At 41.7% G+C, this 21,293-nt stretch carries 19 protein-coding genes; 6 read left to right on the top strand and 13 right to left on the bottom strand.

Going from position 1 to position 21,293, the window contains the following annotated elements:
- Window position 1 precedes the first annotated feature (1 nt).
- Together FQ608_RS22780 and FQ608_RS22775 are read left to right on the top strand one after the other, a co-directional pair.
- Window positions 2-973 carry a FecR domain-containing protein gene (locus tag FQ608_RS22780; protein ID WP_158860805.1) on the top strand — a complete coding sequence of 324 codons (972 nt, stop codon included), beginning with the start codon at window positions 2-4 and terminating at the stop codon, window positions 971-973.
- Between the two features lie 35 nt (window positions 974-1,008).
- Window positions 1,009-2,781 carry a hypothetical protein gene (locus FQ608_RS22775; protein ID WP_158860804.1) on the top strand — a complete coding sequence of 591 codons (1,773 nt, stop codon included), beginning with the start codon at window positions 1,009-1,011 and terminating at the stop codon, window positions 2,779-2,781.
- Between the two features lie 72 nt (window positions 2,782-2,853).
- On the opposite strand, the gene FQ608_RS22770 is transcribed toward FQ608_RS22775, so the two are convergent.
- Window positions 2,854-3,084: an acyl carrier protein gene (locus tag FQ608_RS22770; protein WP_158860803.1), complete on the bottom strand. Its 231-nt coding sequence runs from the start codon at window positions 3,082-3,084 to the stop codon at window positions 2,854-2,856.
- A gap of 90 nt (window positions 3,085-3,174) precedes the next feature.
- Window positions 3,175-5,532: a TonB-dependent receptor gene (locus tag FQ608_RS22765; RefSeq protein ID WP_234364344.1), complete on the bottom strand. Its 2,358-nt coding sequence runs from the start codon at window positions 5,530-5,532 to the stop codon at window positions 3,175-3,177.
- Window positions 5,533-5,863: 331 nt separating this feature from the next.
- Here FQ608_RS22765 and FQ608_RS22760 point away from each other — a divergent pair, with 331 nt between their 5' ends.
- Entirely contained in the window at window positions 5,864-6,940 is a 1,077-nt protein-coding gene (locus FQ608_RS22760; RefSeq protein ID WP_158860802.1) for a CNNM domain-containing protein, read from the top strand.
- Window positions 6,941-7,154: 214 nt separating this feature from the next.
- Here FQ608_RS22760 and FQ608_RS22755 read toward each other — a convergent pair whose 3' ends face one another.
- Window positions 7,155-7,664, bottom strand: a complete 510-nt coding sequence (locus FQ608_RS22755; RefSeq protein ID WP_158860801.1) for a DUF1572 family protein — start codon at window positions 7,662-7,664, stop codon at window positions 7,155-7,157.
- Window positions 7,665-7,860: 196 nt separating this feature from the next.
- On the opposite strand from FQ608_RS22755, the gene FQ608_RS22750 reads away from it, so the two are divergent.
- Both FQ608_RS22750 and FQ608_RS22745 read left to right on the top strand, forming a co-directional pair.
- Window positions 7,861-8,097, top strand: a complete 237-nt coding sequence (locus FQ608_RS22750) for an acyl carrier protein (RefSeq protein ID WP_158860800.1) — start codon at window positions 7,861-7,863, stop codon at window positions 8,095-8,097.
- A gap of 179 nt (window positions 8,098-8,276) precedes the next feature.
- Window positions 8,277-8,741, top strand: a complete 465-nt coding sequence (locus FQ608_RS22745; RefSeq protein WP_158860799.1) for a MaoC family dehydratase — start codon at window positions 8,277-8,279, stop codon at window positions 8,739-8,741.
- Window positions 8,742-8,818: 77 nt separating this feature from the next.
- Here FQ608_RS22745 and FQ608_RS22740 read toward each other — a convergent pair whose 3' ends face one another.
- The 4 genes from FQ608_RS22740 to FQ608_RS22725 all read right to left on the bottom strand — a co-directional run bounded on the left by FQ608_RS22740 (window position 8,819) and on the right by FQ608_RS22725 (window position 13,815).
- Complete coding sequence (locus tag FQ608_RS22740) at window positions 8,819-11,254, bottom strand: outer membrane beta-barrel protein (RefSeq protein WP_158860798.1); 2,436 nt, start codon at window positions 11,252-11,254, stop codon at window positions 8,819-8,821.
- A gap of 216 nt (window positions 11,255-11,470) precedes the next feature.
- Window positions 11,471-12,079 (bottom strand): superoxide dismutase, encoded by a 609-nt coding sequence (locus tag FQ608_RS22735; RefSeq protein ID WP_158860797.1) that lies wholly within the window; start codon window positions 12,077-12,079, stop codon window positions 11,471-11,473.
- Between the two features lie 114 nt (window positions 12,080-12,193).
- Window positions 12,194-12,637, bottom strand: coding sequence for a nucleoside deaminase (locus tag FQ608_RS22730; protein ID WP_158860828.1), 444 nt, complete (start codon window positions 12,635-12,637; stop codon window positions 12,194-12,196).
- A 38-nt stretch (window positions 12,638-12,675) separates the two neighbouring features.
- Window positions 12,676-13,815 carry a hypothetical protein gene (locus FQ608_RS22725; protein WP_158860796.1) on the bottom strand — a complete coding sequence of 380 codons (1,140 nt, stop codon included), beginning with the start codon at window positions 13,813-13,815 and terminating at the stop codon, window positions 12,676-12,678.
- 314 nt (window positions 13,816-14,129) lie between these two features.
- Between FQ608_RS22725 and FQ608_RS22720 the strand changes: the two genes are divergently transcribed.
- A complete protein-coding gene (locus tag FQ608_RS22720) occupies window positions 14,130-15,239 on the top strand; it encodes a Na/Pi symporter (protein WP_158860795.1) in 1,110 nt (369 codons plus the stop codon).
- 323 nt (window positions 15,240-15,562) lie between these two features.
- Here the strand turns inward: FQ608_RS22720 and FQ608_RS22715 are convergent, their stop codons facing one another.
- The 6 genes from FQ608_RS22715 to arsA all read right to left on the bottom strand — a co-directional run bounded on the left by FQ608_RS22715 (window position 15,563) and on the right by arsA (window position 21,266).
- Window positions 15,563-16,339 (bottom strand): alpha/beta fold hydrolase, encoded by a 777-nt coding sequence (locus FQ608_RS22715; protein ID WP_158860794.1) that lies wholly within the window; start codon window positions 16,337-16,339, stop codon window positions 15,563-15,565.
- Window positions 16,340-16,554: 215 nt separating this feature from the next.
- Entirely contained in the window at window positions 16,555-17,586 is a 1,032-nt protein-coding gene (gene arsB, locus FQ608_RS22710) for an ACR3 family arsenite efflux transporter (protein ID WP_158860793.1), read from the bottom strand.
- Window positions 17,583-18,218 (bottom strand): arsenate-mycothiol transferase ArsC, encoded by a 636-nt coding sequence (locus FQ608_RS22705; protein WP_158860792.1) that lies wholly within the window; start codon window positions 18,216-18,218, stop codon window positions 17,583-17,585. The genes arsB and FQ608_RS22705 overlap by 4 nt, the downstream gene beginning before the upstream one ends.
- 33 nt (window positions 18,219-18,251) lie before the next feature.
- Complete coding sequence (locus FQ608_RS22700; protein WP_158860791.1) at window positions 18,252-19,130, bottom strand: arsenite methyltransferase; 879 nt, start codon at window positions 19,128-19,130, stop codon at window positions 18,252-18,254.
- 11 nt (window positions 19,131-19,141) lie between these two features.
- Window positions 19,142-19,474, bottom strand: a complete 333-nt coding sequence (locus tag FQ608_RS22695; protein WP_158860790.1) for an ArsR/SmtB family transcription factor — start codon at window positions 19,472-19,474, stop codon at window positions 19,142-19,144.
- Window position 19,475: 1 nt separating this feature from the next.
- Window positions 19,476-21,266 (bottom strand): arsenical pump-driving ATPase, encoded by a 1,791-nt coding sequence (arsA, locus tag FQ608_RS22690; RefSeq protein WP_158860789.1) that lies wholly within the window; start codon window positions 21,264-21,266, stop codon window positions 19,476-19,478.
- Window positions 21,267-21,293: the final 27 nt, after the last annotated feature.

The following is a 21,293-nucleotide window of genomic DNA, read 5'->3' as shown; positions in this document are numbered from 1 at the left end:
CATGAGCGACGATCTGCTAATCAAATACCTGCTGCGGGAAACAACACCGGAAGAAATCGAGGCCATTCAAACTTGGCTGAAAGCTGACCCGACCAATGAGAAGCGGTATTCAGAACTGCGATGGGTTTGGGAGAAAAGTAAAAAAATCAATCCTTCCGAAACCCCAAACATAGACCACGCTTGGCAACGCTTCAAAGAACGAAGAACATCGTTTCAATCTAGTGTGACAAAATCCCGCCTGCTGTGGTCGTCGCCATGGATTAAGGTAGCTGCCTCAATAGTCTTGCTCGTTGGATTCGTTTGGATATTTACTTTTCTCCTTCCTCACGGTGGCCAGGCCTATTTTATGTCGGTGAAATTAGAATCCGGCGACCGAGTCATCACCGAACGCCTCTTGGATGGTTCCTGGATCACCCTTAATAAACACACTAGTCTCAGCTATTCCCAACCCCTTCTTTCAAAGCAACGTAGTGTGGATTTAATTGCCGGAGAAGCATTTTTCGACGTGAAGCCCGATTCAGACAGGCCTTTTCTTGTTACTGTGCAGGATCTTTCTATACGGGTTTTGGGAACTGCCTTTCATGTCAAGACCAGTCCCAACCAGCAAGAAGTCATCTTGGAAAAGGGATCTGTGGAGGTATCTTCAGGAACAGAGAAGTTGACCTTGAAACCAGGCGAAATGGCATTAGTTGATACAAATACAAATCAGCTAAAAAGATCCAGACCGGGAAACGATCTGTACAAATATTATGTCAACAACCTCTTCGTTGCAGAAAGTATTCCATTGGAGGATTTGGTCGGGGCACTAAGTGAGGCCTATGGGGAAGTTATTCTTATTCGGGATAAAACTTTGCAAACTCAACCCATCACGACTACATTAATATTTGGTTCGCTAGACGAAAACCTCGCAGTCATTAGCGAAACCTTAAATGTGGAGATTTTGAGACAGGGAAAGCAAATCATCATTGAATAACACCTACCTTTGAGCACGAATTTTGCGGGTTTAACATGCTGAAAACCAAATTTTTTATTCTTTCATGTCTTTTCTTCGCAATTGTTTTTTTGCGTGGATTACCTGCATTTGCCCAGCAGTATCTGCAGCGTCAAATTGTTTATGAGCCTTCCCGGGAACTTAGACTTCAGGAGGCTCTTGAGCATTTGCAAGATGGAAATGACTTCTTTTTTTCATATGCCAGTACTGTAATTGCTGTAGACGATCCTGCGCCCGTAGGCCTTTACACCGGATCCATTGGGGGGTTTCTTGCTATGGCACTGGGAGCGGAGTATGAATTCAAGGAAATCCCCGGATATATAATCATCCGCTATGCTCCAAAGATGCTTGACGTAGAGGCAGAAATTGAAAAAGCAGAAAAGCAGACTACCGTCAAAGGATTTATAAGAGATTTCAAAACTCAGGAGTCGGTAGCATTTGCCAGCATCTACGAGCATAGTCAACTGGTCTCTACGATGAGCAATCAGGAGGGCTATTTTGAACTTAAAGTTAAAAACCCACAATCCTCCATTTATGTCACCCTTAGCAAGGAAAACTATCGGGATACCAGTTTTATGATCTTGCCTGTGGTGGACATTGCCGGCAGGAATATTCAAAATCGCCTCCGCTTTTCTCCGCAGTCCGGCAACGCAGATGCGTTAGAAGAAAGCTTTTTTGGTCGCCTGTTTATCGGGTTTAGGCAGCGGGTTCAACGGATAAATCTGGGCGGCTTCTTCGGGGAAACCCCCTATCAGATGTCTTTGTTACCTGGAATCGGTTCACAGGGGATGTTTGGCAGTCAGATGGTCAACCATTTTTCACTCAACCTTATCGGCGGATACTCCGCAGGTACAGAAGGCTTCGAAACGGCCGGAGTATTCAATATCAATCAACAGCATACCCGGGGAGTACAGGTCGCCGGTATGGCAAATTTGGTAGGAGGTGAGATGCAGGGCGTGCAGGTGGCCGGCATCTACAACACTGTCTTCCAAAAAGTCGATGGAATCCAAATAGCCGGACTTTACAACTTTGCCAGATCAGGATCCAAGGGTTTGCAGATAGCCGGACTTTATAACCGATCGGACAGTACTGCTGGCAACCAAATTGCCGGGTTGATAAACACTACTAACCAGACAAATGGCTTTCAAATTGCAGGATTAATAAACCATACCACCAATCAAGGAGGTATACTCCAAATTGCCGGGTTAATAAACAATTCTGGGGGATCAGTGGAAAGGCAAATTTCCGGACTGGTCAATAGAGCCTCCAACGTAAGTAGATTCCAACTTGGTCTTTTGAATATTGCAGATGAAAGCAATTACCCCATTGGTCTGGTCAATTTAGTCAAAAACGGGAGGAAGAGTGTATCGTTAGCCATTGACGAGTCTGCCACTTTACAGGCTACCTTGCGCACAGGGGGGCAAAAGCTATATGGGATTTTGGGTTTTTCATACGGGTTGGGTAACAATCGAATTCCCTTCGGATATGACGTGGGCTTTGGTTTATACCTGTTGGAGAATGGCGAGTTTTCATTGGATACGGAATGGGTAAGTCGTGTATCGACCGATTTCAAGTCACAAACCGACCATACCAGCTCCTTTCGACTACTCCCTGCTTTCCGTTTATCCTCACAGACCAGAATATTTGTCGGTCCATCCATTAATTTTACTGTTCTGGATTATAGCCCGGAAAAGGAAATCCCTGGGCTTGTAGTGGCAGAATACAATTCACAAGCCAATATTTACGGATTGTTCGCAGGGGTAATTGGAGGTGTTAGAGTTGAATTTTAAGATTACCGTCGGGATCGTTCAAGCCGTAATAGCCTTTCTAGAATTCCTTTATCACGATTCCCTTCCAGCCAATCACTCAAGCAGTTTCTCAATGATATTTACAGGCACCTGTGCCGCATACGCTTCGTCATCTTCCATTTCCCGGTGAAGGGCCAGCTCAAGTTCAAATATCAATCCCAACACAAAAATCTGATCCATCTTATGTACCTCATAAAGGTTGTCAAACTTTCTCTTTCCCATAAGGCTAATGCCATAGAGGTGGAAAACAGCGATAATTTTTCGGAAGTTGGTGTAATTCTTCATTTTATGATTTGTTTTCAAACGCTAATTGGATTTCCAGTATACTGATTCTTTGTTCAGATACGAAGTGGCTAATTGATTAGATGATTAAGATTAAAAGTGGACAGTATAGCTTAACACGGGGAGTGTGGACAATTGGGGAATCGATTCGATTTTCTGAGAGGTATTATTCCAATAATAGTCTGAAATTGCGGCATTGTTGGTTACGTTTTGCACGTCCAATTTAATTTCTTGGCTGAATTTTTTCTTATCCACCCGGTAGCTTACTGCAATGTTAAGGGAAAAAATATCATCATTTTTGATCTCAAAGGCTCTACTTTCATCATAGATCACCCGTTCAGCTGCAACCGAAGCCGCTACATCGATTGGCAACAACCTTCGTCCTCCCAATAGAGCCGTTCTTCCATTAAGACCCAAGACCCTAAATTTTTCAGAAGAATTATTGAGTTTAAATTCTTTTCCGAAAAGAAGATTTCCCATATAGTTTCCGCTAAATCGGGAGTTCCGCCATCTTTTGTCCCCAGCCACATAGGTCGATTCAAATACAGAACCCGTCATCAGGAAATAATAGCCGTCCGCAAAAAACCTCTCCAAGGTGATTTCCAAACCGTAGTTTTCTCCACGGCCTTCATTTACGAGTAGCCTATCCGACCAAAGATCGTCCTGATTTAGCAACGAAAAGGTGCTCAGGGAATTCGGGTCAATGGGAATATTATAAAGGTATTGGTGATAGGCCTCTATTTTCATAAAAAGTTGGTCGCCAAGCTTATTTTCATAGCCCACCACCAAATGCCTGGCTTTTAGAAGGTCCAGACCTTTATTGGGCATAGAAGTACCCCCTTGAGAGTTACCTATTCTTGCGAAATAATTAGGCAGGGATGTCATCTTACTGTGCTGTCCAAATCCGGCAGTTAGTGCTTGGCCACGGGGAAGATCCAACCTCAAAGATGATCTGGGCTCAATAGACAGAGCCGGATTCTGGGATGTCTTTTGGCTGTGAATGCCATTGAGCATAGTTAGTGTGGGGCTAATTCTCCAGCGCCAGCTTACAAATGCTTGAACGAGATTAGCGTTGCCATTATGGTCTTGATTTACTATCTCTTCATTTAAACTTCTATCGAAATATCTACTTGAGAAATCAAAGTCAAATCGGGAGATAACCACTCCAGCCTCTGCAAAATGGCGGCTGTTGAATTTAAAATTTATTGTTGATGCGGCTCTAAAAGTCTTGTTTTGTAGATTACCTTTAATCTCCTCACGGAATTCCCGGTCATTGAGAGGCACCTCACTTGCAAAACCTCCGCCATTGGTTGCATAGGATATGGAGTTTTGAAGAAAGATTTTCGAGCCAAATGGCAGGTAATGGTTTAAACCAGCAATGGCCAGGTTGCTTGCTTGAGTTGCCTTTTCATTCATCAATGACGGATTATTCTCTTCAAAAAACTCCATATCCAGCCCACTTTTACCACCGAGGCCAAATAATATGAATGTCCCAAAACTATTTGTCGGGAGGTGAAACTTAAAAGAAAGATCCTGGTACTTGGGTACACCGCTGAAATCCACAATACCCAAGTTACTCAGCAAGCCCAATGTCGAATAGCGATAATTGATCAAATAACTTGCTCGACTTTTTTTGCTGAACGGTCCTTCTAAGGTCATATCTGTGCCCAATACCCCCAAGGAGAATGACTGCTCACTTTTTTCGTTATTTCCCTTTCGAAGCTTCATGTCAAAGATTCCGGCAAGTGCATTGCCATAGGAGGGAGAGAAAGCTCCTGTGTAAAATTCCGAGTTGGCCAGCATTTGGCTGTTTAGCGCACTAATAGGACCACCGGTCAGGCCTTCCTGCCCAAAATGGTTGGGATTGGGAATTTCTATGCCTTCCAGTTTCCACTGGATAAAGCGGGAATTGTTTCCCCTTACGATAATATCATTGTTTCCTCCCCCGTCGGAATTGACACCCGCATAGGAAGCTGCCATACGGGCAGGGTCATTGAAGGAGCCCGCAAACCGCTTTGTCTCCTCCACGGTAAAATTCCGGGCTGATACCAAGGCCATCTCATTGGTCAATTGAGTCTTGTCCGCATCGCTGCTGACCACCACTTCGCCCATCCCGATGAAGGATTCCATAAGTTCCAGTTCCAAGACGGTTTCCTTTCCAGCGATTACCAAAAGATTTGGCACGACCTGTTCCTCAAATCCAAGACTAGAGATTTTCAGGCTTACCCTTCCGATCGGAATCTGTGGAAGTTTAAAATTTCCCCCGGCATCAGTAGCCACACCAATCAAGGGTTCGGAATTTAATATGATAACATTCACAGCCGGAATACCCATCTTGGTATCCGCATCTACAACTTTTCCCCTGATGGATTGAGAAGGTTGCTGGCCTATAAGAGAATTAAATATAAAGCAGAGAAAAATAGCTGCACCCCATTTCATTGTATTCTTCATGGTATTATCATGGTTTTGGTCCATGACAACTTGGAATGAGTTCACCCTTAGTGGATCGAAATAAATTGTTGCCTTTTTGATGTTATTTCGGTGTTAAAAAGGCGTCTCTCAAACGCATCGACATTTTTAAAAGGCTACGTCGAAGTGAAGGAAAATATTCAGCTTTGCTGCTGAGTCAATTACCAGAGATTGAGAATGTTGACCAACTAATTAGTGGGCAGAATCGCTAAATGGTAAAATTTATTGTAATTTTATAGGAATTTAAGTTGGATGATTAGTCCACTATGTTCTTCCCTGTTAACTAAAACACTATCGCTACTTTGATCCAAATATGACGCTTTTATTTATTTACCTGGCCATTGCCCTGATCGTTTCATTTGTATGTTCGATTATGGAGGCGGTATTGCTGTCCACCCCTCTTTCCTACCTGAAATCAAAAGCAGAAAACGGAGATGGGAGTTCTTTAGCGATGATTCGATTGAAAGAGGATATTGACAAACCCTTATCTGCTATACTTTCTTTAAATACCGTAGCCCATACAGTAGGGGCTGCCGGAGTTGGTGCCCAAGCGACTATTGTCTTTGGCGAGGCTTATTTTGGACTGGTCTCAGCCGTCTTGACTATTTTAATTCTGATTTTGACCGAAATTATTCCCAAAACGCTAGGTGCAAATTACAGCAAGGAGCTAGTGAGCATATCGTCGAAGGTTATTCGGGGGATGATTTTTATCACGTACCCGTTGGTTGTAATCTCTGCCGTTTTGACAAGAGCCCTTGCTAGGGATACAAAAGAATTGACAATCAGTAGAGAAGAGATTTCCGCATTGGCCAGTATCGGAACGCAGGAAGGAATCTTTGCTGACAAGGAAAACAAAATAATCCAAAACCTTATCAAACTAAAAAGTGTCAGAATATCGGAAATCATGACTCCCCGCATTGTGGTAGTGGTAGCGAATGAAGAAATGACTTTACAGGAGTTTCTTAAGAACAAGGATTTCCTGCATTTCTCCCGAATCCCCATATACGACAACATGCGTGATAATATCACTGGATATGTTTTTAGAGAATTGGTGTTTGAAAAATTGGCAGAAGATCAGTTCGATCTTAAACTAAAGGATATCAAGCGGGATATCTTGACATTTCCGGAGAATACTACACTGTTTGACGCCTGGGATGTGATGATTACAAAAAAAGAACATATTTCAATAGTGATCGACGAATATGGTGGTATGGATGGTATAGCTTCCTTGGAAGATATTATCGAATCCCTTTTGGGCTTTGAAATTGTGGACGAAAAAGACAGGGTAGATGATATGCAGCAATACGCCCTTGAACGCTGGAAAACCAAACAGAAAAAATATGAGCTACTACGTGATGGGGAAGCTAAACAATCTAATAAAAAAAATTAACACTCTTGTCGGTTGTAATCTTAAAACGGTGTTACCAATTTTCAAATCGACGGGATTTTTGAGGAATTCTTTAAGGAATGATCAACTGCTAGTAAATGCGAAAACCTGCCATGTTTTGTAGATACTCTGCTAGCTATTCAAATAACAGATGAAACCTGGCAGGTTTTTCTACTTATGTTACCCCGCTTTCTATATCCTACCATTACATTATAGCTCAATTGAACTTTGGCGATTGTCCTTTAGGTACGCTTAAACTTTCCCAAGGCTTGTCAGCAAGCATCTTAGCCAGGTAGATAATTTGTCCGATGTGGGAAGCATAGTGGGCAAGCTGCCTACTGATGGCGTCCACCACAGTGTGTTCCTTGTTTCCGATTACCACTATCCGCATCAAATCATCTTCCGTTAACGGTTCCAAGGCATCAAAGAGCAACTGCCACCCTTCCTCCCATTTGGACCATAGCTCCTCCATAGTTTCTATACCCGGTTCAAACTCCTCATCTCTTTCCCTCCAAGACTTTTCACCATTACTGTTTAGGAATTCCGTCCAGCGGGATAGCATATTTCCCCAAAGGTGCTTCACGATGATAGCTACCGAATTGCTTTCCGCATTGTACTGCCAAAAGACCTTTTCTTCAGGAATTTGTCGGATAGCCAGTTCCCCGGTCCGTTTATAGTCTTTTAAAAGCTGAATGACACTTTGCAGGTAATTTCCGGTTGTTGACATAAAGGGCAATTAAATTTTGATTTTTTTGTTTTTTACGTGCAAAAAATAATGTTCAAGGTTTGTTTTCTTGTATCTACTATCTTAGGCGACTTGTTAAATTAACTAAAAGACTATAATTTATTTATTTTTTGTCGTTTAAACAAAACATAATGAAGGTTCAATTCGTCTTAGGATCAATTCATTTAACTACCATCCCATGAAAAATATAACTGCGCTCAGAAAAACGATTGGAGTCTTTCAGTCATACGGCATTCCCCTGACAGGGAAGCTCAAAGGAGCAAACTTTTATAATGACCTACGCATGGATAAAATCTTTGTGTCAGGCTTGATTTACGAACTTGAATCAGAGCTGGAAAAGGAGTTGGAAGATGAGAAAGCTGCAAGTATTCAAACCCCTTCCGAATTGATCTATACGCTGCTGCAAGCATCCTAAGCAGACTCATCTTGTGGATTGAATTTTGGATTGTAAGGGGAAAATTTGATAAAGTTCCCTTATCTTGCGGCTTAATTTGATTGTTTGACAAGTAATTTTCCTCCTGGCACCTTTCTCAATAGGAAATAACTTGGATTTAAATCAATGAAACCCAGCTTTCACACCAATCCATACAGAAAATGAGCCAATTAATTATTGATAGTTTCGAAGGATTCCAAGCCTATGTCGGCCAAGATTTGGGGGTTTCTGACTATCACAAAGTTACTCAGGAGCAAATTAATTTATTTGCCGAAGCAACTATCGACCATCAATGGATACATACCGATCCCGAGAGAGCTAAAGCCGAAGGAGCATTTGGGGGCACAATTGCTCATGGTTACCTGACCTTGTCGCTAGTGCCCTACCTATGGGATCAAATTGTGCAGGTTAATAACTTAAAAATGATGGTGAACTATGGGATTGAACATCTTCGTTTTGCCAATCCGGTAAAAGTCAATGATGAAATCCGCATGCATGCCCATCTTGCGAATATTAGCGATTTGAGGGGCACTATCAAAACTGAAATGAAGGTAAAAATAGAAATCAAGGGCGAGAAAAAGCCTGCTTTGGCAGCTACACTGATCTTTTTGTACCACTTTCTATAAGGATTACCTCAAGATATGTCATAGCATATAACCAAAAAAAGCACCCCACTGGGTGCTTTTCTAGTTTATTGGATGTATTAATCTAACCGATTACGTTCCTCAGTGCTTCCGCTTTGTTGGGAGACTCGGAAATTTTCGCCTTGGGAAAATTTCCACCGTATGCCCACACGAACAGATTGGATATTGTTGTATTGGGCGACGTTGGTGTTGATCTGGTCAAATCGTATATTTCCCGCAAACCGCTGTGTCCTCAGTAGATCGGAGCCGTTGATGCTCATACTCCATTTATCATCTTTGAAGCTCTTAGTAATTCCTGCATCTACCCAAGCCAGACCGTTGAGAACCATCTGCCCATACCTGGACCGACTCATATAGGTACCGACTACCTCTGCTTTCCAACCTTTACCCAAGGTCAGGTTATGCTGTGTCCGTGCCATCATGGATACCTGACTGACATCAAGCATTTCATCTCCAAGCTGCGATTGAAAGGTATTGTTGCTTACCTGTAAAGTGTGATTCGAGGTATACCAGGGTGCAAATTCAACAGGTACTATCATACGAAGGTTGAGGTTTTCGGTGACATCCAGGTTTTGTACCTGAATGGATGTAGTCCTAGTTTCTTCGTCCTGAACCATAATCTGGCCAAAGGCATTTTGGGTTCTGGAATATCCCAGACTTACCTGATACATTCCTTTGATGGTATGGTTCATTTCCAAGTTGGTGGCATATTGAGGCGTAAGGGTTGGGTTGCCCACTTCGACGGTAAGGGGGTCGATATAAAATACATAGGGGTTTAGCAGCCTATAGTTTGGTCTGGTGATTCTTCTGTTACCAGTGTATGTAATTTGGTAATTGTCAGATATCTTATGATTCAAATTTACACTGGGGAAATAATCTAAATATCTTTGGGAATTGATTTGATTGGAAGTGACCGAATTCCCCGTAATATCCGAATATTCCAAGCGTAAGCCAGCCTGTAGCTTCAACTTCTCACCTAAGCCCGTCTTGTAATTTCCATATGCAGCCAGTACATTTTCGTGATAGATAAAACGGTTACTGTTTTGGTCTGGCATAAAAGGTCCTTCTTCTTCGCTTTTGAACAGTTGTAGCTCATTGTCCGATTTCACCCAACTTCCCTTCACACCCATTTCTACTTCTTTACCTTTACCTAGAGGCCGGGTATAATCTGCTTTTGCGGTAAATATGTGGTAGTCCATGGCATTTTCGGTGAGGATACGATTAAAATCTGTGTTGAGGAGATCATCATTTAGCCAATATCGGTTGGAAAGTAGGCTTCGGCTGCCTGCGTTCATTTGGGTGAAATCCAAATCAGCCGTGATTTTTGTCCCAAGGGTATCCAAGTTACCCACATAATGAAAATTTCCAAAAAGTCGGTTATTGTCCGATCTTCCGTCATTGATAGCTTTTAGATTATTGAGATCAATGGTAGAGGGGTTTGAAATCAGCGTTTCTGAAAGTCCATCTTCGGTGCCATTCTGTCTGGAAGCCTGGAGATTAATCCCTACACTGTGGCTATCGTTTATTTTGTAGTCAGTACCACCATTAAAGAAGAGGTTTTTTCTAATCAGTTTTAACCTCGCTTCCTGATCAAAGGAAGAGGTACCCTCATCAAGCTCGAATCTTCGTAAAATCTCAAGGTCATTATATTGAGCCCATTCATTGTAGTTCAGGCTTGAATTAGTGGTCCATTTTCCTTTTTTGATATTCAGATTTGCTCCCGCCGTAGGCGCATGTATTCCGTTGTATCTGTAACCTAAGTTGGCACTGCCATTGATGCCGTTTAGGTCATTTTTCTTGAGTTTGATATTTATCACACCTGCGGCACCTTCCGCATCAAAGCGGGAAGACGGATTGTTGATTACCTCTATGCTTTTGATATTGTCTGCTGGCATGGCCCGTAAGAAGTCTGCCAAATCTGTGGCACTCATATATGTCTGTCTGTCATCCAACATCACTACTACTCCTGACCTGCCGTTCAGGTTGATGTTTCCATCCGAATCTACGAACACCCCTGGAGATCTACCGATAACATCCAAGGCTGTGTTTCCTTCTGCGAGGACTGTCCCTTCAATATTTACGATTGTTTTGTCTGCTTCGATCACAATCTGTGCTCTTTGGGCATTCACCGTAACCTCGCCAAGAGTCGCCGCTTCGTCTTTGATCGTCAGCACTCCAAAATCCCGTTTTTGCCCAGTCTTAAGCGTAAATGCTTCTGTGCGATATGTTTCATAGCCGATACTGGAAACGGAAAGATAGAAATTCCCCTCTTTAATTACCGAAAGTAAAAAATGTCCATCTTCATCTGTGACAGCCCCTGTGATTAGGGACTCTGAAGCTTCGTCCAGAAGGGCAACGTTTACATAAGGAAGCACTTCTCCCTTATCATCTTTAACAATACCAATTATTGGGGTATTTTCTTGCTGCGCAGCTAATTCGCTTAATCCAAGAAAGAAGGTCAAAGCAACTACGAAAAACTGGGTTGAAATTTTCATGATTTGAATACTGATTTGTAGATATGACCTTCAATATGAAAAAGAAGTGCCAATCAAGAAAAAAACTTATAACGAACTGTAAATCAGTACACTAAATAATCTTGAAAAGTATATGGTGTATCATTACCGAACACTTTAACCGTTCGGTCTGGGTACAAAAAAATCCCCTGGCCATAGTGACCGAGGGGATTTCACTCAAACGTACTTGTTGTCGATCTATTTGGCAGCAGAAAATCTTTTGTTAACTTCTTCCCAATTTACAACCGACCAAAACGCCGCAATGTAGTCAGGTCTTCTGTTTTGATAGTTAAGGTAATAGGCGTGTTCCCACACATCCAACCCAAGAATGGGCGTACCCTTCACATCGGCGACATCCATAAGTGGATTATCCTGATTGGGAGTTGAGCTTACCTGCAGGGCTCCTGAACCATCTACACTCAACCATGCCCAACCTGAACCAAATCTTGTAGCGGCAGCTTTGTTAAATTCTTCTTTGAAAGCAGCGAAGGAACCAAATTTATCGGTTATGGCCTTAGCCAATTCGCCACTTGGCTCACCGCCACCATTTGGTGACAAAACGGTCCAAAAAAGAGAGTGGTTGTAGTGACCACCGCCGTTATTTCTTACTGCACCGGGGGCTGAGGATATGGAAGACATCAACTCCTCAATGCTTTTTCCCTCTAGGTCTGTACCGTTAACAGCATTATTTAAATTGGTAACATAACCGTTGTGGTGCTTGCCATGATGGATTTCCATCGTTTTTGCGTCGATATGTGGTTCTAACGCATTGAAATCATAAGGTAATGCTGGAAGTTCAAAAGCCATTTTTTATCTAAATTTAAAGTTTAACATTAAGTTTGTTGATGGTTGTAGGTGTTTTAAAAACCTACTAAACCAACCAAGAAAGATGAAAAATGGTTCTTTATAATCAAGGAAACTCTATTTTCTGAGGTTTTTAAAAAACTCAAGTAGGATTTGGGTGCATTCTTCGGCCATCAATCCCTGCTTTACTACCGTCTTGGGGTGCAGTAGTGAAGGCTGTATGCGGGAATATCCACGGTTAGGATCCTTGGCCGAAAAATGTAACTCTCCCAATTGCGCCCAGAAGGTGGCACCCGCGCACATCACGCAAGGTTCCAAGGTTACATACAACTTACATTCCGGAAGGTATTTGGATCCAAGGTAATTTGAAGCCGAAGTTAATGCCAGCATCTCAGCATGAGCGGTGACATCTGTCAATTTTTCCGTTTGATTGTAGGCTTTAGCGATTATTCGGTTTTTACAGACAACCACCGCACCGACAGGTATTTCCCCTTCGTCAAATCCAGTCTGGGCTTGTTTGAAGGCTTCCTTCATAAAGTACTCGTCGGTATAAAGGTCGATCATCGTTTCATCATAATATTCAATAAGAATAACACGTATTAAAAAATCCCTAAAACCAAATCAAAAATTTCCTTTCGTACCCCGTCATTAATAATCAAAGCTAAAATTAGAGATATTATTAGACCAATGCCTGCTTTTACAATATCATTTTTTGCCAGTCGGTAGGCGCGAACCAACCGGGCTTTCCTCTTTTTCAGTTTTCTCGATTTGGCTAAAGCTATGGCCAGTTCCCTTCCACCCAGCAACCCGATAAAAACCCAAGTGGTACTCATAGGCATATCGCTATACCCTTTAAAGTAAAATAGAATCGCAGCATACACCAAATCAACAATGGTCGCTGCGCGAACGTCAGTTACTTGGGTTTTCTCATTGACTATACCCTGGATTTTGTCTCCCTTGAAATAGAAAAGAAAGCCAAGACCTATAAATACAAACCCTGTATATGCTGAAAATTCCCAAACATTCAATTCACGGGGTAAAAATACCGCAATATTGGCCGCATCCTGCATGATCCATACTGCCCAAAGTAACCCAGACGTTATCCACTGGAAGATATACCAATAGGGACTAGCCTTGCCCTTGAGGTAATTTTTCACAAAACGTTCCAACAGAAACCAAACGGCTATCGCAGCGAAAAAAGCAACAAAATAACCTATAAAACTCTTCTGCATCACACCTAAGATAGTGCCTGCTTTATAGGTGAATACGTTAAGCAATAGAAAGGTGGTAGATACCGGCATCCTAAGACGGGTCATTACCAGCAATACGATTGGAGCAGCCAGTTGTAAAAACACAAAACTTTCAGGAGCCCGATCCAGCCCTTCAACCCGCAGGCGCTGATAGCTGACATCTCCGGAATAATAAAACCAACTAAAAGTAACAGTGCCAACGAAAATCAGCCCCATAAACAGCCATAAGTAGTACCACTTTTGCCTCTGGTTGGATGCAATAAAGGTACCTATTGTCTGAATGCTGTCATTGGCAATAGCTGAATATGCGGCCAAAGCAAAGCCAAACCACATTGCCGCATAGGTGTAAGGAGTAATAATGCCTGCAATTGAAACTAATATACAAACAACTAGAAGAAAGGATTTTTCCTTTTTCGTGAAATCAAAAAGTGAATAGGCTGCCTTGGACAGGGCATCCTGATTGATGTTTTGATCCTTTAATTTGACCATGTCATTGCTTTGGCTGGTGAAATGCAGTCACAAAGGTAAATAAGTTTGCAATAGCTCAATGTTAAGAAATTGTTAAGAAGGAATAATGCCGCAAAAAACCCCTCATTCAATAAAATCCTCACTATAACATTTGGATCATCGAATTAAAGTTACTAATTTTTCAGTAGATCTGGTATTCGAACCCCAAAAGAATTTATATTTAATAAAGACAGATTAAAACATTAACATAACCTTCATCTAAAAAAGAAGTGATTTCCTTTTTTCTATCGGAATTTTGCGCAAATTTTACTGTTTAAATACCATCAATCATACAGATGATTACCAAAGAAAAAGTAAAGAGATGGAAGCTTAACTGGCTTTTGTTTGTTGCATCTATTCTCGGGCTTTTGTTGTTTATTTTTTCCATAGACTTACTCACGTTATCCTTAGGCTTGCTTAACAGTGAGCTTGCCAATGATATCTTCCAAGCCACAAACAATCCGTTTGTAGGGCTTTTCATTGGGATATTGATGACTGCTCTGGTTCAGTCCAGTTCGACCATTACTGCCATGGTAGTTGCGGTGGTTGCTTCCGGAAGCATCAGTTTATCGCAGGCTGTCCCATTAATTATGGGGGCGAACATTGGAACTACCCTAACCTCCAACTTGGTCTCATTGAGCTATATCATGCAGCGTAAAACCTTTAAAAAGGCAATTTCCGCCGCTGTTGTACATGATTTTTTCAATATAATTACGGTGCTGATTCTTTTTCCTCTGGAAGTGTACTTTGACTTCGTGAGCGAAATTGCTACCTTTTTGACGCAGCCGTTTTTGGCAGGAAGCGCTACCGGTTCAGGGTTTAATTCCCAACGTATTTTCCTTCGTCCATTGACGCTTGAGGTATACTCTTGGATAGACATTCCTATATTTTGGTTGCTCTTGGGAGTGCTTCTATTATTTTTCTCGATCTACGTGTTGTCTAACCTAGTTTACAGATCATTGATATCTCCCCAGTATAAGAAGATTAGCAAGCATATTTTTCTAAATCCTTTAAGAGCGTTTGGATATGGGGCATTTAGTACGGCGGCAGTTCAATCGAGCACAATCACCACCTCGCTGATCGTCACCATAGTGGCGACAGGTAAGGTTTCTGTCAATAAAGCATTTCCCTTTATCATAGGCGCCAATATCGGAACGACCATCACTGCCGCAATAGCCGCACTTTATCAGACAGAGGCTGCTATAAGCATCGCATTAGTACATTTTCTTTTCAATTTTATCGGGGCTTTGATTTTCCTTCCCTTCCCGGCTATAAGAAATATCCCAGTGCAACTAGCGACTCTATTCGGTGAAAAAACTGTGAAAACCAGGTTAATTGGCTTGGCATATATTTTACTAACCTTTTTTATAATTCCTTTCCTCTTGATATATTTTAATAGGGGGTAATGAGATAGTTGAAATAAGCATTCCTCCAATAAAAATTGGCGTTATTGCGTTTACGTTGAAAAGAGACCACGAAGGGCTCAAAGAATGCACAAAGAGCACAAAGTTTTTTTAAAATTCTTTGTGTCCTCTGAGTTACCTCCGTTTCCTTTGTGGTACTATTCAAAAAATTGACTTTCAAGGAAAAATTATTTAGAAGTTAATTTAAGTGAAATGGATTATCCGTTGAGTCCTTGTTTGGGATTAATTCGTGGCATATACTATTGAACAAAACATAATTCAGATGTAAAAATTGAGAAGAGTCAACTTTTAAATATTATTGTAGGTCAAAGGGTTTTCAGGAACTTTAACGTGGTTTCGTTGAAGATTTCCGGTTTGTCCACATTTACGACATGACCACAATCTGGGATTACTTCAAGCATTGCGGATCGGTGATCTTTTACCAGTTTGGTAATGGAGGGCAAAAACATGTAGTCTTCCTGCCCCATCACATAGAGGGTTGGAATGTTGATGTCTTTGATCCTAAAAAATGAAAGCAATGGGTTCACTTGGGTTACCAAAGTAAACCAACGGATAAATTCCTTTTGATATAGCTTTTTAGCTTCCTCAATAAACAAATAGCGTGACTCCCGGTGCTTTTTACGGGGCATGATGATAAAGGCAAAGAGCTTGTAGAGTACCAGGTAAGGAATGATCGATTTTAGCAAAAAGCCCATACGCATCAAAACCTGTCCCCTAACGTTCATTTTCATAATGGCACCCGCCAGTACAAGGCTTTTTACACGGTCCGGGTAGCGTTCGCTGATCTCCCGAATGATTATCGTACCAAGTGATATACCTACAAAGTGGGAGTCGGATATCTTTAGGTGATCTAGGACCTCGATGACTTCATCCCCTATCACATCAAAGGAATAAGTCTGCAATTTATCATAGGCGGGGCTTTTTGATTTGCCATGGCCTCTTAGATCTATGAGCAATACATTAAATTCCCGACTAAAATCACGTATCTGCTTAAACCAGATGGAACTGCTCCCTCCCGCCCCATGGACAAAAGTTACCCAATCCGTAGATTCTTTGTGGCGGTATAGTGTATAATGAAGCATCTGATTTTAAACTATAATGTTTGGAAAAAGTTCAATCTATTTTCAATACCGATTTCAACCAATGACAATTTTAAATTTACTCCTTGTCAACATATGGGAAGGGAAAAGATTTTTTGCATTTCTCAACTGGATTTAAATCAATTAGTTTAAGCAAATATTCAGCCACTACTCCGGGTTCGGCACGATCAATGAATTGATCCCAATTTCCTCCAAGGTTAATACCTCCATTTATTAGCAAGGGCAACCAAGCTTAGCATCACGGGAACCTCCACTAATACTCCCACAACCGTCACCAATGCTGCCGGACTTTGAAGCCCAAAGAGCGCAATAGCTACAGCTACTGCGAGCTCAAAGAAATTGCTGGTTCCAATCATGGCCGCAGGGGCACAAATGGCATGGGAAAGTTTTAGCTTTTGCCCCGCAAACCAAGTTAGGAAGAAAATAAAATAGGATTGAATAATCAGTGGAACTGCTACCAATAATATGATCAACGGATTATCCAAAATAGTGAATCCTTGAAAGGCGAATAACAATACCAAGGTTATCAATAGTGCAAAGATACTCAAAGGCTTTAGACGGGGAAGAAATATAGTTTTAAACCATTCCTCACCATACTTTTTAATCAATAGCTTGTTGGTAATGACTCCTGCTACTAAAGGCACCACCACAAAAATCAACACTGACGCAATCAACGTATTATATGGAATTTCTACATCGGTAATACCCAAAAGAAATCCGACCAAAGGCACAAAGGCGATCAAAATAATCAGGTCATTTACTGAAACCTGAACAAGGGTATAATTTGGATCCCCATCCGTAAGGTAGGACCATACGAATACCATCGCTGTACACGGAGCTACGCCCAATAGAATTGCCCCAGCAATGTATTCTCCTGCCAACTCAGGTTCTATCCAAGCAGAGTAAAGATGTTCAAAAAATATCCAAGCAAAAAAGGCCATGGTAAAAGGTTTGATCATCCAGTTGACCACTAGTGTCAAAATTAGTCCTTTCGGAGCTTTCCCAACATTTTTGATACTGCTAAAATCTATTTGCAGCATCATAGGGTAAATCATCAACCAGATTAGAATAGCAATTGGAATATTGACATTGTAAATTTCAGCATCGGCCAAAACCTGCATGCTGTCACCAGCAACTTGCCCAATACCTATTCCTGCCGCAATACAAAGTGCCACCCATAAACTCAGGTAGCGTTCAAAAATGGGCAATTGTTTTTTACTGCTTGTCATTTCACACTGATTTTGGAAAACACACAGTATAATTCAGTGGCAATCTGCAAACTCCGCTCCTTGTATTTTTCTGCTTGTTGTGGTGTGCCGTCAAAAGCTTTGGGATCATCGTATGTGATAGGGATCCGCTTTTCAGCCCCTGCAATAAAAGGACAACCTGCGTCGGCTTGAGAGCAAGTCATGATGGCAGCAAAGCTTGATGTAGGGTTGAAAGTATGATCGTAGGTTTTGGAAAAGGCGATGATTGGCGGGGCATTTTCTGCATATTTTATCGCGTATACCGGATTTATGCCCTCTGAAAGAGGGGTAATTTCAAAGCCCTGCCCTTTTAGAGTTTCACCCACCTTGGGAAACATTGCAGTAGCTTCTGTTCCTCCTGAGTACGTAAAGACCTTGGGAATACCAAAATGGGCAGCCATCACCTGCGCCCACACCTGTGAGAGGTGGCTTCGGCGGGAATTGTGTGTGCAGATGAAATTCAAAAGCACATCTTCCTGCTGTTGTACTTTGGATTGTATGTAGTCTAACAGTGGCTGAAGTGTTGTCTTTCTGGCTTCAGAAATAGATTTTATGTCCAAAGACTGAATGAGGTCTTCTATTTTTTGAAATAGCGTATTTTTAGTTTGTGTCATAAAAGTAAAATCACATTAAGATGATTCATCAAATTAGCAGCAGCTTTTAGAGCTAACAGGACCACAAAAATTGCTTTGGATTTCGACAGCAGGTATTTCAGACTTTGTTTCGGCACTCTCCGGCTTTTTAGCAAATACAGAGATACTGAAAATGCCTGTTGAACCAGTTTTAAATTGATCCTTTTCTGATGCATTTAGATACCTGTCCAAAATAGCGTCAGGAATGTTGATTTTTTTTTCTTTTTGAATGGTCACATTTTCAAAGCCATTCTGATTGATGTAACCCATATAAAGATCCTTCTGAATGGCTCCTGCCACACATCCGGCATACATTTCTGCATCAGTTTTTAACGCGTCAGGCAATTCACCCACCAAAACAATATCAGAAATACTGAAATGACCTCCGGGTTTTAAAGTGCGATAGATTTCTTGAATCACTTTTTCCTTGTTAGGGACCAAGTTGAGCACACAATTGCTTACAATGACATCTGCAACCGCATCAGAAACCGGCATGTTTTCTATGTCACCCTGGCGAAATTCCACATTATTGAAACCTAACTTTTCAGCATTAAGACGAGCTTTTCTTATCATAGCTTCTGTAAAATCGATACCGATAACTTTTCCGGTTTCACCGGTTTCGTAGCGCGCTATAAAACAGTCATTACCCGCTCCTGAACCCAAATCAATTACAGTATTCCCTTTTTTAATTTTTGCAAATTGGGTGGGAAGTCCACAACCCAAACCCAAATCAGCTTCAGCAGCATAACCTTCTACTTGTGAATAATCATCTGTCATAATGGAATATACTTCCGGGCTGCCACTTTCTCCACCACAACAAGATGAACCCTCCTGATTGGCGATTTCACTGTATTTATTTTGAACTATCTTTTTTAATTCTTCTGATGTTTTCATTTTTGGTGTGTTTAGCAATTTGAACAGTTTTGGGATTCATAACTCTCGAATAACTCGAATAGCATTTCTTTGATATAATGCCACTTTTCTGAATTGATGCAATAATTGACAGATACCCCTTCCACAGTTCCTTGAATAATTCCAATATTTTTGAGCTCTTTTAGATGCTGACTTATAGTGGCTTGGGCTAAACCCAAATCTCCCACCAAAATGGAATTGCAGCATGTGTTGGTTCTGAGCAAGTATTGAATGATTGCAATACGTGCCGGGTGTGCCAGGACTTTAGCGTAAGTTGCCAATTCATTCTGTGTTTCGGTAAATAGGTCTGATTTTGTAACACCCATATCAAGTTAATTTTTTGGCTGGAGAATTATGATAGAATTCCAAGAGCGCGGGAAGCACATTTTCCTCGGGAAGAAATGGGATGCCGTAGGTTTTGTTGGCATGCTTATTTTCGATTTCTTCAATGACCTTCAGTTCCGCAATCGCTCTTTTTTTCAATAAAATATCAGTAATAGCTTCCTGCATGGATAAACTTTGATTAATCACCCAAGCGAATGGCGTAATGCCGGCCCGTTTCAAGTCATCCTGCAAAGCTGCTGCTTCCCGCATGGGCGTAGTCTCCGGTAAGGAAACCAAAATAACTTTTGAAAGAGAAGCATCTTGAAGATTCATGTAAGGCGTCTTGATTTTGGAAGTGTCCATTCCCGTATTGCGCATAATCTCTTTGTGGTAACTACCGGCAGTATCCAAAAGCAACAATGTATGTCCAGTCGGAGCAGTATCAATTACCACAAATTTTCTTTTGGCTTCGTGAATAGCTTTGGAGAATGCGTGAAAGACTGCCACTTCTTCCGTACATGGTGATTTCAGGTCTTCGAGCAAGAGCTTTCGACCTTCCTCATCCATGTTTTTGCCCTTTTGCTGGAGCACTTTCTCGGTGTAGCGTTCAGTTTCCAATTTGGGATCTATGCGGTCAATAGTCAAATTGTCGGGCAATGTGCCCAATTGATCGATATAATCTTGCACGTGCGCAGCAGGGTCTGTAGTGGTAAGATGCACGTCATGGCCTTTTTGGGCAATCATCACAGCAATTGCAGATGCAGCCAGTGTTTTTCCCACCCCGCCTTTACCCATAGTCATTATCAGTCCGTGGTTATTTTCTCCGATAATATCTTCTACGAGCACATCCAAGCCATCAATAGACGATGTCCATTCGGTAATTGAGTCAGTTGTGGATGATAGAATTTCTTGTTGCCTTTCCACATCCAAAAGTGAACGGAGTTTTTCAGCTCCAAGTACATTATAAGGCAGAAGTGGAAAAGTTTGTAAGGGTAGGTCCTTTAAGTTTTCAGGAATTTGGTGGAGATGATTTTCTGCCATAGCCTCCATTTTTTGTGCAAAGGCATCATGGGAATAGGTCGCTTTGAAGACGCCATTGATAAATAGCTCCTGTTGATTTAAACCCAGTTCACTCAATTCAGCACTTGTTCTGGATGCTTCTTTCAAAGAAGACTGATCAGCTCTGGCTACTAGGAAAAAAGTGGTTTTGCTATCATCTCTTAGTGTATTTACCACCTTGTTATAACGTTCTTGGCTGCTTTTAAGAGCAGAGGTAGGCCCAAGGCAGGAAGCTCCATCAGGGTTTTCCTCCGAAAAGGAAGCCCAGGCAGCGGGTAATTCCAATAGGCGTAAGGTGTGTCCGGTAGGTGCGGTATCAAACACTATGACATCAAAATCCCCACCTTCATGCTCTCCTGAAATGAAGCGGGAAAATTCATCAAATGAAGCGATCTCGGTAGTACAGGCACCGGATAGCTCTTCGTTCATTTTTTTGATTTCTGTTTCCGGGAGTAGGCCTTTTAGAGGTTCTGTAGCCCGCTTTCTGTATTCATCGGCAGAAACCTCCGGATTGATGTTGATGGCAAAAAGATTTTCAACTCCCTTGACTTGGGCAATTGATTCATGCACAAGGCTGTCCAGTACATCCGACAAATTGGAAGCAGGATCTGTACTTACGATCAGCACCTTTTTCCCTTCATCGGCCAATTTTACGGCGTGGGCACAGGAAAGCGAGGTTTTACCCACGCCACCTTTGCCGGTAAAGAACATATAGGGCGTTGTTCCACGTGTCATATTATTGCCATTTAAAGATAAATGTGT

The sequence above is a fragment of the Lunatibacter salilacus genome (assembly GCF_009797935.1).
GTDB lineage: Bacteria > Bacteroidota > Bacteroidia > Cytophagales > Cyclobacteriaceae > Lunatibacter > Lunatibacter salilacus.
This window is presented reverse-complemented; position numbering and strand designations above follow the sequence as displayed.